Origin of the sequence: Posidoniimonas polymericola (assembly GCF_007859935.1) — a bacterium.
GTDB lineage: Bacteria > Planctomycetota > Planctomycetia > Pirellulales > Lacipirellulaceae > Posidoniimonas > Posidoniimonas polymericola.
Genome location: NZ_SJPO01000007.1, coordinates 327,463 through 342,074, shown reverse-complemented (window position 1 = coordinate 342,074; position 14,612 = coordinate 327,463). Strand labels below are relative to the sequence as shown.

The window sequence follows — 14,612 nt, the reverse complement described above, 5'->3', positions numbered from 1 at the left end:
CAGGAGGTTGCCTCATGAGCTAGCAACGCCCGCCACGGCCGGCTAACGGTCGCGGATCCAGACGATCGAGCTCGGCCCGCGGCGGCCGCGGACCCCCTCCGGGTAGCGGTTGTTACGGGCGTAGTTGGGAATCGCCACGAGCGGCGAGCCGTCGGCGAACTCGCCCTTGATCACGAGCACGCCGCCCAACAGGTCAGGGCGCCACTCGGTGGTGAGCTCGGCCTCGGGCGGGAGGACGCCGTCGAGGTCGTTGCCGTCGACGGCCTCGATGTTGTAGACCAGCGGTCCGTAGCGGAGCGCGACGCGGCCGCGGTTGGCCTCGACCAGGTCGACGCACTTGACCCGCTGCGGGGTCATTGGCAACTCGAGGGCGATCGTGTCACCCTTCTTCCACTCGCGGCGGATCACCAGGTAGCCCCCTTCGACCTCGGCGTCGACCGGCTCGCCGTTCACGGCAACCGACGCGATGCCGTCGGCCTCGGGGGTGCTGGAGTACAGCGTGCTGACGCTCCGCTGGGGCGAACGCACGCGGACCGCGAACTCCCGCTCCTCCGCGGGGTTCACGGTGATTTTGACGTCGCCGCTCCAGGGGTAGTCGGTCTCCTGGACCATTTCGACGTCCATGCCGCCGACGTTTTCCACCAGGATCGTGCTGCCGATGAACAGGTTCACGTAGACGCCCTCGTCGTCCTTGACGTAGGTCCAAGTCGGGAGCATCAGCAGGGTGCGGGGGATGTTGCCGACGCAGCACGGGCAGGCGTGCCAGGGGTAGCGTGGCGAGCCGGAGGAGAGCGCGTTGGTGTAGTAGAAGTTCTCGGCCGCCAGGTCGAGCGAGCCGAGCAGAGCGTTGTAGAAGGTTTCCTCGTAGAGGTCGACGTACTTGGCGTCGTGGTAAGAAAGGTTCATCTTGTACTGGAAGAAGATCTGCCCACAGCTGGAGCAGGACTCGCAGTACGAGTTGTTGCGGAGCGAGTAGTTGGGACCGAAGCCCTCGGAGGTCTCGCCGCTGCCGAGGCCGCCGGTGACGTAGTACTTCTTGTTGACGATGTTGTCCCAGAGCGACATCACGGCCGAGCGGTACTCGAGGTCGCCGGTCTCGGTGGCGACGTCCGCCATGCCGGAGTAGGAATAGACAGCGCGGACGGCGTGGCCGACCGCCTCGTACTGCTGCTGCACGGGAACGTGGCTCTGGTCGTACTCAGCGCCGTGCTCGCCGCCGCCACGGCAGTCGAGCAGGAACTTGGCGAGCGCGATGTAGTCGTCGCCGGCGCCATCACCCTCCATGTCATTCACAAAGCGGCCAAAACGCACGAGGCCCTGTTCCATCTGCTGGTGTTCGTCGTACCACGGCTGCTTTCCTTCCTCGGGACCGACGTTTGCGACCCAGCAGTCGGCCAACTTCTTGGCGGCGTCGTAGAGTCTGCGGTCTGTGCCGTTGGTCAGCGTGTAGTGGTTGATAGCCGATTCAATGAAGTAGCCGGCGGTGTACCCCTCGTGCCCCGTGCGGTTCTCGGGTGTCCAGCGGTTCATCTGGTCGTTGAGAGTGAAAGCGGTCTGCAGGTAACCATCGGGCTCCTGGGCCGCGAGGATCTTGGGGATCCAGTCCTCGAGCGTCGCCTTAAGCTCTTCCTGCGTGGCGGCGAGCTCTTCGTCGCCTTGCGGATCGACCATCAACGCGATGCAGATCGACTCCACCGTCTGGTGCACCCAGGCGTTGGCGAAAACGTACCCCTGGTGCCGCTCTGCCGGCTGGCCGGCGAGCTTCTTGGCTGCCTCCTCAAAGTTGTTGATGCCGCCTTCGGGGAGATCCGGGCGGTCGATTCGCTCAACGCAATGCGGGATCCAGTCGCAGATGATCGCCTTCGCACGCGCATTCCAAAGAGGGCTGTCGATCTTGTAACGCTTGGTATAGACCACTCCCAACGGAGTAGAAGGCGGCGGGTTCTCAACCCCGACGTTCACCTCGGCCGAATCCGTCAGCTCTCCCTCGCCCGCGACCAGCTTCAGCACATACTCCCCAACCTCCGAGAAGGTCGCGGTGGTTTCGGCCGCGTCCGGATCGGCAAAATCCACTTCACCTGGGCCGGACACCTTTGTCCAGTGCACCTTCGGAACGTCATGACCTAGGGTCTTTACTTTGGCGGACAGGTAGGTCTTGCCGCCCAGCATCACGATGCGGTCGACGTCCCCCTGAACCATCGGCGGGAATTGTGGCGAGTCGCCGCTGTCCAGCACACGCCACTCCAGCACGCCCGTCGAGTTGCCGGCGTCGTCCGAGTCGATCTCGAGGCGGAGCTTGGTGGTCTCAATCGGGTCAAAGCCCACCCTATTGAAACGGTCTTTCTCAACGCCAACGCGCTGGGCGCCGGGCACGGGGGCAAACTCGCCGCCGTCCCAGTAGAGCAGGCGGCTCGCCTTTGGCGGGTGAACTCCTTGCCCGTCGGCCCACCAGTAGACCGCGATCTTGTCGGTGGAGATCGCCTTGGGCCATTCGTACTGAACCCACTGGGTGCCGGTGCGGTTCCAGTTTCCGTAGCTGCCGTGACGCAGATCGGCGGACCTGCCGGGCAGGGCGCCGTCGTTCAGGGCTGTGACCTTGGTGTCGCCCGACGTGTACGAGGCGCTCGGCTCGGCGACCAAGGCCAGGTTGGGCGCGTCTGAAACGGACTGCACCTGGGCCTTCGCCGCAGGGGAAGGCATCACCACAAGCAGCGCAACTGCCACGCCAAGAGCGATCTGAAATCTTGCCGTTTTCATCTGTCTTTCCCTACGCGGGCTTGTTGAATCTGATCAGCGTTGAAAGACGCTGCCCAAAACAGGATTCTCTAGAGTCGAGCCTTCGTCCGGCTCAAGTGATTCTTCAAAGTACGCATCGTGTTGGGACGCGGGGCGGCCTGCCAGGATCAGTAGCTGCCGCCGCCGCTGGATCTCAATAGTAAGCGACGCCAAGTACTCGCCTCCGGGTGGGTCAACCGGTGGGACCGGAGACTCGAATGCCGCATCCACTACCTCGTAGGCCAAATCGATCGTCGGTCCGGCTAATAGGGCAAGCAGTGAATTCTGCTGGCCGTCAGCGGTCTGGGCGGCTGCGGGGGCAGCCGCGGCCAAGGCCCCAACTTCACCGCCTGACAGGGCGTAGTTGTAGATTCGAAAGTCATCAATGCGTCCGTTAAACAAGGGGTCCGGCCACTGACTCTCTCCGATGTAGTTGAAGGCTGGTGCGAAGCTACTGGGGTTCAGGGTAACAGTGTCGGCGTCGGCGACGGCGCCGTTGACATAGAGCATGCCAAGATCGCCCTCCAGCGTGACCGCAACGTGCGTCCAAACTCCGGGCGCGATGGCGGGCGCCTCCAACACCTGCTCGGCCCCATTGCTCCCGACCGTGATCGCGAACCTCATCGATGTCCCGCCGCCGGCTGCCGGCGTCAGGAACATGTACTCGTTCGTACCATTCCCGAAGTCGAAGATGCGTTGCCAGACGCCGCCCCCGTCCCAGTAGACCCACGTGGCCACCGTGATATCGTCGTGGTCGGCGATGTCCGACGGCAGCGTCACAACGTCGTTTACGCCGTCAAGGTCGATAGCCAGGCCATCCACCCCACTAGTGTAGCCGGGTCCACCTGAGGTCGCCGCGTCGTTCTGCTGGACGCTGTCCGAAGCGTCTCCATCAAACTTGTAGTGAGCGACCAGCAACTCGTTGTCCGTTTCCGGCATCACACCTTGCCCCTCCGGTGTCGTCACGCCGAAGTGCGACCGCCACACGGCGTAGTCGCCCGCGTCGACGACTCCGCTGTAGTCGCCGTCGGCCCCAGCGCCGCGGTGATCGACCACGGCGCCCCCCTGATCGCGCCACTGGGAGTAGTCAGCCGCGTCAACGCGACCGTCTCGGTTGTAGTCGCCCGGGTCGTGGTCGATTTCCGCCGCAACGCCAGGCGTGTAGGAGCCCCCTAAGACCTGTCGGACATCGGTGAGAAGCTCAGCGCCGGTCCTCGCATCGGAATAGACCAAGACATTGTCGACTTCGCCCCTGAAGCCACTCCCCGCTGCCAACCCCCGACCGAGCAAGGCCGAGGTTGCGCGGACCTGGTGCGGGTCCATGGTGACCGAGGTCTTGGCAGCCACCGCCGCACCGTTTACCCACAGGGTTGCCTTGTCGTCCTCGAAAGTAACCGCGACGTGCTGCCACTCGCCGGGCGTCAGCGGCTCGACGGCGTATAGCGTCCTTACCACGCCGTCCACCGCGATCTCAAGCTTTACGCCCCCCTGGGCCGAAGTCGGCTGGAGGTACAGGTAATTGCCTGCGTTCCGTGCGAATTCGAACAGCTTCTGATCGACATCGCCCGAGCCGTCCCAACGCGCCCAGAGTTGGATCGTCTGATCGTTGAGCGAAACCAGCTCCGTCGACAGCTCGACATACTGATCGTCGCCGCCGAATCCGAGTACGCCCGACAAACCGCTTACTCCCGACGGCGCCGACCAGCTTGCTGGCGTGCTGCTCATCCAGCCGTAGGTGGTGTTGAAGGCGTCCCAAACGACGTTGTCGTCCTGCGTGTCGAATGTGTAGCGTGCAAACAGGTTGTTGTACTGTGTGTTCACAAGGGGCGCCTCCTGGGCTGAAGGCTCCCCATTGAACTGGACCCCTCGGTCGGTCACCAACCCTGTGCCCGCCGCCAACCCCGATGACATGACCAGGGCGTTACCCTGCATGTCGGCGTTGTCGACGACGCCATACCCTTTCACAACCGTCTGGCCGGCAACCACGGTGTTGCCGCCGAGGATGGTGGCGTAGTCGGTCACCAACGCCTGGCCGCGAATCTGCCCGCCCAGGACCAGCGCGTCGCCCGTGACTTGCGCGTCTCCAGAAACCGCGCCTCCGGAGATCGTCGCGTAATCGCCTATGCTCGCGTTCTCGCGTACGCTGCCCGAGGTCACCGTGGCGTGGCCGTAGACGAGCGCGTCGCCTGCAATCAACCCGCCGGTGATGGTCGCATAGTCCTCGATTCGGGCGTTCTCGCGGAGCAGGCCGCCGGTTACCCAGACGTTCGGTCCCAGATACACCGTCGAAGCAACCGCTACGGTCTTCCACCCCCCGACTGAACCGTCCGGGTTGATATGCCGAACCGCGTTGCCGCTCGGCGCCGGGCGTTCCCCGGCATCCTCCGACCGAGCGGGCGCCACGCCGTCGAATGAAACGCGGTAGGGGAACCGATCAAGCCCGTAACCAATGTTCCCGGCCGGGTGGAACGGGTGTGACCAGATGTAGTTCTTGTGAACCGACGGGATCGCCGTCACAGCGAGGTACAGGTCGGTCTCGTCGGGCTGCAGCGTGAAGACCATCTTGCCGCCCTGCCAGGAATTGCTGTAGCGTTCCTCAACCGATGACCCCGTTCCCCTAATCGCCACCAGCGTGGCGTACACCCCGCTCGACTGACCGGGCAGAACGTACCCGTCTAAATCAACTTCTACCACGTGCGCCTGGCCGGCTACCCGGTCAACCGGGCTGAGCCTGATGATGTTGGAACCGTACTGCTCTGGGGCGTCCTGCTCGGGGACTTGGAACCACCCTGGGCTCGAGGCCACGGGCTCGAGGTAGGTGCGGAACAGTCGCTGCTCGGTGTCGTGAGTTGGAATCGCCGGCAGCCCCGACAACAAGGCCCCGCCGTACAAGGTCTTGTAGGTGACGCTGCTGGCGACATACTCGGCGTAAATCCTCGCAAACTCTTCGTCGGAAGCAAAGTTGTTCCGTAGCACCTGCCACGGGTCTTTACCGGCCCCCTGGGCGTCGGGGTCTGACCACAGGCCGGACGTCACGAACGAGTCGCCGAAGCCAGTGAGCTCGGTCAGGTAGTTAAGGAATGGGTGAGCCTGGTAACGGAAATCGGTCGCCATGGAGTAGCGGTGCCGCCGTTCGCCGTAACGGCCGTTGATTGAGCTCCGAGCGGTGATTTCTGCCCGATAGTTGCCTGTGTCGTAGGCGTCTACCAGCGACGCGCCGAAATTGGCGTGGGCCTCGTAGAAAGGTCCGGAGTAGTCGCTCGCCCCAAATCCGCCAGACTCGCTCTGAAGCACGTGGGTAAACTCGTGCGGCGTGGTGGTCGTGTTGGCCACCTGGCCCCAGGGTTCTACGTAGATGCTCCTCGGGCTCTGGTGCTGGGCCAGGGCCCAAGGCGAGACATACAGCGCGGAAAACCCGGTCGGGTCCGGACCCGCGTACGCGCCGGAGAACGTCCCGCCGTTGGCGTCCACCCACCACAACCCGGTGTCTAGAATGTACGCGTTTATCTTGTAGTTAACGCCATCGCGAGCCGACGGCGCCGCCATACCGGCCTGGTCGACGATGATGTCCCAGGCCATCTCCAGACGGTTGAGGTTCTGCTGGATGTAAGTCGTGACCGGCTGCATCGCACTGGGCAGGTCCGGGCCCCATTTGAAGACAAAGTGCTCGCTGGCGAGCTGGCCGGAAAATCGAAAGCGGCCGATCACAGCGGCCCGGCCCGAGTCGCGGATCAACCACGCTTCCTCTGCCTCGGCGGGGCCGGTAGCTTCGTAAATCTCTAGTACTTCTGCCGCGGAGAGCGGCTCGTCGTAAAGGCGGGCTTCGTCCAAGTACCCAGCAAACCCGCGATGGTTGCCGCTGCTGGGGGAACTGTTGCCAGGCACCGAGCTTCCGCCCGTTCCCAGCAAGAACCGCGTGGACCCGTCGGCTCGGCCAAACGCTAGAGAAGCGTTGCCCGCAACCGTGGCGCCGCTGGCTGCGCCGAACGCGGCGGCGTCCAGGTATCCCACCATGCCTCCTGCCTGCGGCGAACTACTGGGGTCGATTGATAGCACAACGTGGTGCCAACGCCCGGCCACGACCGCGTGCTGTGCGGTATAAAGCCACGAACCGCTGGACCAGCCAGGGATGCTGGAGTTCCACGCGCCGACGTAGAGCCGGTCGTTATAGAGGTAGATGCTGACGCCGCTGGTGCTGGAGCCCGATTCGAAGAGCGGCATGGCGACCGGCGTGCCGCTCGTGCTGCCACCGTTCGCGTTAGTAGAGTTGTAACGAGTAGGGTTGGTCGTATCCGCCTTGAACCAAAAGCTGACTGAGGTGAAGGGCGGGGCGTCGCTGGCGTCAACGATGGCCCCGTCAGTGTCGCTGAACAGACGCAAGGCGCCATTCTGCGTACCGCCGCCCCATTGGGTCGGATTGGAGGCGGTCCACACCGGCATCACGTTTACGAGACCGCTTGCAGTTGGATTGTAGACAGACGAGCCAGTCACAACGCCGTCGGCGGTCCCGGCAGAGTCGACGAGGACCGTGCCGGCGGTGGAGTCAAACCGCCACTCGGCCACCGGGTCCCCAGCCAGCAACACTCGTGGTTCCAATGGTTCAAACCAGCCGGACCTCCCAGCGGCCCGCCGGTTCGCAAGTCTCTCGCCTCTGAACATGTATGCTCCCAGCAGCTCACGACTCAGAGACTACGCCGATGAATAGCCCCCCACAACAGCCGAATTGACCGTGAAAGGCCATGGCTGGCGGGCCCGCGGCGTAACGCTGCTCTATTCCAAACGGGTATTCGGCGAAGGACACACTGGCCGGATATCTGACCAATTCTTCCAATTGACGCTGGACAGAATAACTAATCTTGTGCACAACGTCAATTATTTCCCGGAGCCGTTGATCGGGGTGTTCTGAGACGCCGCGCTGCGCCGTTATCTCCCCCGATGTCTGCCGCCCTTGATTACATTAACTGCCAGCATCATCATCGGCTTAACCGCAGATCGAGGCGGGAACCACCGCCTAACGACGGAGTAGACTGTTTCTCATGGATGCTACTGAGCTAGCTCGACGATTGCGTTCCCGCAGTGTGTCTGCCCTCGAAGCAACTCGAGAGGCGATCGCTCGAATCGAGCTTCTTGACCCGGTGGTCAACGCCGTGGTGCTGCCGCTGTTCGAACAAGCGCTCGAAAACGCGGTTGAACTCGACCGCCATGCGCATACCAACCATTGGCGCGGGCCGCTTCATGGAATCCCATTGCTCGCCAAAGACTTGTTCGATTTTAAAGCGGGCGTCGGCAACACATTCGGGTGCCGGGCGATGGCGGCGTTCGTCGCCAGTGAAACCTCCGCCCACATACAGCGACTAGAAGACGCGGGCGCGATCATCGTCGGCAAGACGAACACGCCTGAGTTTGGTCACAAAGGGATTACCGATAACCTGCTGTACGGTCCGACGTCGACGCCATTTGATCTCGCCCGGAATGCGGGGGGATCGTCTGGCGGCAGCGCCGCCGCCGTCGCCGCGGGCATGGTCCCGCTTGCGCAGGGATCGGACGCAGGAGGCTCAATTCGGATCCCAGCCGCGTGGTGCGGGGTCGTCGGCTTCAAGGCGACCTACGGCCGGGTTCCCAATACCGGCGGCCCAAACGCGTTTGGGACTACCTCGCCGTTTGTCCACGCGGGTCCGCTCGCCGCCACCGTAAGAGACGCCGCACTTATGGCCCAGGTGATGTCGGGACCCCACCCCGGGGACCCGTTCAGCTTGCCGATCGATGGCATGGACCTGCCGAGCGCGGTGCAGTCCGATCCGTCCAAGCTTAAGATCGCTTTCAGCCCTGACATGGGCGTGTTTGCCGTCGAGCCGGAGGTCCGCGACTGCGTCGCACGAACTGTGTGGAAACTCTCTCAATCAGGCTTGAATGTGGAAGCCGTCGACTTCCGACTTCCGCTCGACCAAGCAGAGCTGGCCGATCTTTGGGTTCGACAGGTAGGCCGACTCTACCTTGGGATGTTTGACGCGATGGAGGCATCTGGGGTAGATCTGCTCAGGGAGCGTCCAGATGATATCCCGGAACAGATCCACGCTATGGTCGCATCCGCGCGTTCCGAAACCGCATTGCAGGCCTCTCGCGACGATAGGCAGCGGACGCTTGTCTGGCAGTCGCTTCGATCGGTCTTCACCAACTACGATGTCCTGCTTACCCCAACGGTGGGCGCGTTGCCGGAGCCGAACGGCAATGACGGGGCCACTCTCGGTCCCGCGACGGTCGCGGGAAGACCCGTGGAGCGATTGATTGGGTGGTGCCTGACCCACCCCTTCAACTTCACGGGCCATCCGGCTGCGTCGATCCCTGCTGGGCTATCAGCGGGCGGCCTCCCAGTAGGCATGCAGGTCGTTGGTCGGCGTTTTGCTGACGAGCACGTCATCAGCGTTTGCGGTCGAATTGAGCAGGCAAGTCCCTGGTCGCAAGATCTGCAGGACGTGCAGCAACGCCTAGTTGAAGGAACGCGCCAACAACTGACGAGCGGGAGCGGTGCACAATGAGCAGGCCAAACTCAAAGTCGACAAAATGGCTAGCCATTGTAGTAGGGGCCGCGGCTGTGGCCGCAGTGGTGCTAGCAACAACCATTCGCTCCCGCCCGCAGGCCTCCCAAGTAGAGAACGGGCCGTTTGAGAACGATCCGCCCGACCGGGAAGAGGAACCGTCCGCGGCTCCGGACGCAACCCCCAGCATTCCATTCACCAACGTCTCGGTGTCGAGTGGCGTCGATTTTATTCACAGGGGGGGCGCCACCGGGGAGAAGATGCTGCCAGAGTCCGGTGGCTCCGGGTGTGGCTGGATCGACTACGACAACGACGGCGACCCAGATCTGCTACTGATTAGCGGCAAAGCGTGGCCGTGGGACGAAACGACTGAGTCTCAACCGGGTAGCGGCGCCATGCAGTTATACCAGAACAACAATGGCGCCTTCACCGACGTGACCGACGCTGCCAACCTAGTGGCAGACTTCTACGGCCAGGGAGTCGCCATCGGCGACTACGACGGCGACGGCGACGACGACCTCTACGTAACCGCGGTTGGACCAGACCATTTGTATCGCAACAACGGCGGCGTCTTCGCCGAGGTTGGCGGCGCCGCCAGCGGCCTGGGGGACGCCGATGTGTGGACCACCAGTGCCGGGTTCTTCGACTACGACAACGACGGCGACCTCGATCTGTTCGTCTGCAGCTACGTGGCTTGGGACAGGACGCGTGATCAGGCCGCTACGGTGCGGGTGCCAGGGACAGGGCTCTCCTACGCCCACCCGGGAAACTTCGACGGCACTCACAGTTTCCTCTACCGGAATGACGCCGGGAGATTCACCGACGTTTCAGCAGAGGCAAGAATACACGTCTCGAACGCCGAATCTGGCACCCCTCTTGGCAAGGCGTTGGCGGTCACCTTCGTCGACTTTGACAACGATGGCTGGCTCGACATTTTCGTAGCGAACGACACCGTTCGCCATTTCCTCTTTCACAACCAGCACGGAAAGTTCCAGGAGGTAGGCGAGGCACGCGGCTTCGCCCTCAACGCCGCGGGGGTCTCGACCAGCGGAATGGGCGTCGATGCGGCCTGGCTCTACAACGACAATCGACTCTCCGTTGCGGTGTCGAATTTCGCCGGCGAAATGACCGAGCTCTTCACCACGGCGAAAGATGGCTCCGATTGCTTTTTCGTCGACGAGACTGTGGGAGCCGGCATCGGCTGGCCAACCCTTAACAGCCTTACCTTCGGGCTGCAGTTTGAGGACTTCGACCTCGACGGTAGGGTCGACATGCTGCACGCTAACGGGCACCTTGAAGAAACCATCAGCGAGGTTCAGCCCGATCAGACTTACAAGCAGCAGTCGCAACTGCTTTGGAACACCGGCGCGAGAACGGGGCCGGTCCTTACGCCGATCGCGCCCGAAGAAATTGGCGATCTCGCGATCCCAATTGTGGGGCGGGCGACGGCATCGGCCGACTTCGACGCCGACGGCGACTTGGACTTGGTCATCACGCAGGTGGAAGGCCCGCCCCTGGTGCTGCGGAACGACCAGAGACTCGGCGGAAACTGGTTGCGGGTCAACTTACACGGCCAGGCGGGCAACCCTCATGGCATCGGAGCGAAAATTGAGCTCGTTGCCGGCGGCGTCACGCAAAGACGCACCCTCATGCCAACCCGCAGCTACCTGGCGCAATCGGAGTCGTCGGCGTTCTTCGGGCTTGGCTACCACACTAAGGTAGAAAGCCTGACGGTTTTCTGGCCAGACGGAAAGTCTCAACAGGCACGCGTCGAGGCGGTCAACACTGCAATTACTGTGGATCGCGAGGAGGCGTCGTTCGAATTGCTGGCCAACACCGCGATGGCCCAGCTCGAGAACACAGAATTCGGAGCCGCGATCGAAACGCTCGAACGGGCCGTCCGGCTCCGCCCGGACTCTGGGCCCGCTCTTCGAAACCTCGCCAGGGCCTACCTGCTTGGCGGCAAACCCGCCGATGCAGATCAGCAACTGACTGCCCTGCCTGCGGGCGAAGCGAATCCCCCGGCCGGAATCGTGTACCTCCGTGGGCTCGCGGCCAATCGCCTCTCGCAGCCGGAACAGGCGGTTGAGTATTTCCGCGAGGCAGTGAAGCTCGCGCCCAAGGAGCCGACGCTCCACTTTCAGTACGCATTGTCGCTCGCAGCAACTGGCAAAACGGACGAGGCCGTAGGCGAGTTGGAGAAGACTGCCGACCTGGACCCAATTCACGGCGGCGCCCAGTACCAACTTGCCGCGTTCTCGCGAAAGGCGGGCAAGACAGACGATTTCCGCCGCTACATGCGTGACTACCAACGTATCCGAAAGCTGAAGGGCGCCGCGGACGCCCTCGCCCTCGAGGTCTGCCGATACACGAAGCCAGAGCCGATGCTTCAGCTTGAATCGTCTGCGGTACGTGGCGCGCCGGTGGACCTCAAATGGGAGGCATCTGCTCCAGCCGGCGTTCCCGAGTTACTGGCGCTCGCCGTGGTGTCGATGAGCGATGACGGCGTCTATCAGTACGCGGGACTTACCGCGGAGTCAGAGCTCGTTGCGTTTGAGTGGGGCGCCGACTCGGGCTACCAAGAACTGGCGCACACCGACCGTCTCTTCGATGAGCAGCCGGATTCAGCAACGCTGACAGTGGGTAACGCTATCGTCGACTCACCAGTTCGGAACAAGCTTCAGCCCGAAGTCGGTGACTTCAGCGAAATCGCGCTGGTGACGCCTGCCGGCGGACGTCTCTTCAGGTACACGCCCGACCTAGGCTTTACCGACCTGACAACCGAATCAAAGCTGAAGGATGCGACGGGAACCGTGGCGAAATGGACCGATCTCGACCACGACGGCGACATCGACCTGTGTGTCGGGGGCCCCGAAGGCCTCACTGTGTGGCGGAACAACGGCGACAAGACTTTTGTCAACGCCACATCGGAGTTCGGGCTGAAGGACGTAGGTCCGTGCGACGATTTCATAGCGGTCGACCTTGACGGCGTGAACCTGGGAGCCGACCTGATTGTCGTGGGCGGTGATCGCCCCCGGCTATACCGCAACGCGTACGGGGGCGGCTTCGCCGCTGAACCGGAAACCGCCCCCACCTGGCCGGACGCGCACGTCCTAGTCGCCGACGACCTCGACAACGACGGCCTGCCCGAGCTCGTCTTCTTCGCGCCGAATAAGGTGGTGATCGCCGACGCTAGCGGTGAGGTCGTTCAAACGCTGGAGATCTTGCAAACCAACATCAACGCGGCGGCGATCATCGACGCCGACAACGACGGGCGCCTGGACCTGGCGTCGGCCGGCAATGTCGAAGGTGAACCCACCGTCTGCGTGTGGCGCAACCTGGGAGGCCGCTTTGACGCGCAGCCGTCCCGCATCCCGTTGCCGAAAGTCTGCCGTGACCGAGGTTTGCAGGCACTCGACTTCGCTAACGACGGCAAAACCGACCTCGTAGCCCTGTTCGGCGACGGCGACGCGTCGGTTCTCAAAAACGCCACCCCGACTGCCAATCGGCAGCTCAAGCTGGTGATACGTTCTTACGCCGGTCACCCGAGTTCAATCGGGGTCCGTGTGCAGGTCAAGCGGGAACGATTCGTCGCCTCCCGCTGGACGCAAGCTGAGCTGCCAATCGAGATCGGAGTTGATTCGATCGACAAAGCCGACGCTATTCAGACGCTGTGGCCCAACGGCGTTGCCCGCAACGAGATTGGCAAGCCGCTCTCGGGTGAGCCGCTCCGGATTACAATTATTGAGTTCGTCCGCACCAGCAGCTGTCCCTTCTTGTACGCCTGGGTGGACAACTCCTGGCAATTCGTCACGGACCTGCTCGGCGCCGCCCCACTGAATGTGTCGGTCGCCAGGGGCGTCCCGATGCCACCGGATCCAGACGAGCTCTATGTGCTGGGCGCCATCCAACAGTTCGCCGACAGCCAACAGAGAGTAAAGCTGCGGATCACCTCCGAACTGCGCGAAGCGGTCTACTTGGACGCAGCGCATTTGTTAGCCGTCGATCACCCAACAGGGAGCAAGGTGGTTTCTTACGACAGAGCCACGACCAGCCCGTCGACAGGCGAGCGGTTCGCCTTGGTGCGGATTCTGACGCCGGTGCAGAGTGCCGTCGACTCGACCGGCGTCGACTGCACCGCGATCCTCGCCAAGATTGATGGCGTCTACTCGAGCCCGGGTTCACTCCTGCAGTACCCGGCGGTTGGGTACACGCGTCCCCACGCAATTGAGTTCAGTTTTGGCGATCTCCCGACGGACCGAGACCTAAGTCTGGTGCTGACGGGCTGGTTCCGCTTCGGAGACTCGTCCACCAATATCGCCGCGTCGCAGCGCAGCGACCTGGCGCCCCTCTGGCCGATCCTGGAGGCCGCGGCCGACGGGGGCGAGTACCATATTGTCGACTCCGCAATCGGATTCCCCACGGGGAACACGAAGAGCATCGTGTGTGATTTGCGGGGCAAGCTGCCTGCCAACGCGACGCGATTCCGACTATCAACGTCCTTCGAGGTCAGGTGGGACCAGATCGCGCTGGCTGATTCGGTCTCCTCCGACTCGGCCGCGGCCCGCGCTATACCCGTCAAGAACGCCGAACTACACTGGCACGGCTTCGCGGCGTTGCCGCAACCCTCACTCGATCGGCCTCAGGTCCCGGACCTCACACGCATAAGCAATCGGCCGCACTGGTTCACGTCACTGGAGGGATGGTGCACTCGCTACGGTCAAGTGAGCCCGCTGCTGACCGCAGTTGATGATCAGATCGCCATCCTCAACTCTGGTGACGGCGTTACCCTCGAGTTTGACGCCTCTCACCTGCCAGCAATCGCGGATGGCAAGCAACGGACCCTGCTGCTCTTCAATCACGGCTGGATTAAGGAAGAGAACCCCAACTCACTCCCCGACCGCAACGTGTCGCCGTTCCCAGGCAGCGACGCCCCGGACCAGGACCCAGAGAACGACTGGCAGGCGATCTACAATACCCGCTGGGTTCCAAGAAACCGTTTCGGCGAAGACCACTCGGAAACTAGGGGGTCGAAGTAGCGAGAGGTCTACCTACCTCCACCAGCGGCATTGTCGATTCAACTGAGAGCTTCGAATTGAGACAAGAAACGCGATTCGAGTAGTTTGCGTTGCCACGGTCACTTTCGGTTGAAAAGCGGCTGAGATTGGCGGGTTCACTTCACCACTTAAGTTCTAGCTGGCTGCGGCGGCGGGCTGACAACCGATGTTCGCATAGAGACTCGCTGTTGCAACCGCCGCCAATTCCCAAGGAAAAGAATCGAGCGGCCTGCGGAATGAAAAA

General features: G+C 62.7%; 4 protein-coding genes. 2 read left to right on the top strand and 2 right to left on the bottom strand.

What is annotated here, in order from left to right:
• Nucleotides 1–42 precede the first annotated feature (42 nt).
• Nucleotides 43–2,757, bottom strand: coding sequence for a beta-L-arabinofuranosidase domain-containing protein (locus Pla123a_RS15885; RefSeq protein ID WP_197528030.1), 2,715 nt, complete (start codon nt 2,755–2,757; stop codon nt 43–45).
• Nucleotides 2,758–2,790: 33 nt separating this feature from the next.
• On the bottom strand, nt 2,791–7,434 hold the full coding sequence (locus tag Pla123a_RS15880) for a LamG-like jellyroll fold domain-containing protein (protein ID WP_146588692.1): 4,644 nt from the start codon (nt 7,432–7,434) through the stop codon (nt 2,791–2,793).
• A gap of 419 nt (nt 7,435–7,853) precedes the next feature.
• Here Pla123a_RS15880 and Pla123a_RS15875 point away from each other — a divergent pair, with 419 nt between their 5' ends.
• Both Pla123a_RS15875 and Pla123a_RS15870 read left to right on the top strand, forming a co-directional pair.
• Nucleotides 7,854–9,311, top strand: a complete 1,458-nt coding sequence (locus Pla123a_RS15875; RefSeq protein ID WP_197528028.1) for an amidase — start codon at nt 7,854–7,856, stop codon at nt 9,309–9,311.
• On the top strand, nt 9,308–14,350 hold the full coding sequence (locus Pla123a_RS15870) for a VCBS repeat-containing protein (protein ID WP_146588688.1): 5,043 nt from the start codon (nt 9,308–9,310) through the stop codon (nt 14,348–14,350). The genes Pla123a_RS15875 and Pla123a_RS15870 overlap by 4 nt, the downstream gene beginning before the upstream one ends.
• Nucleotides 14,351–14,612: the final 262 nt, after the last annotated feature.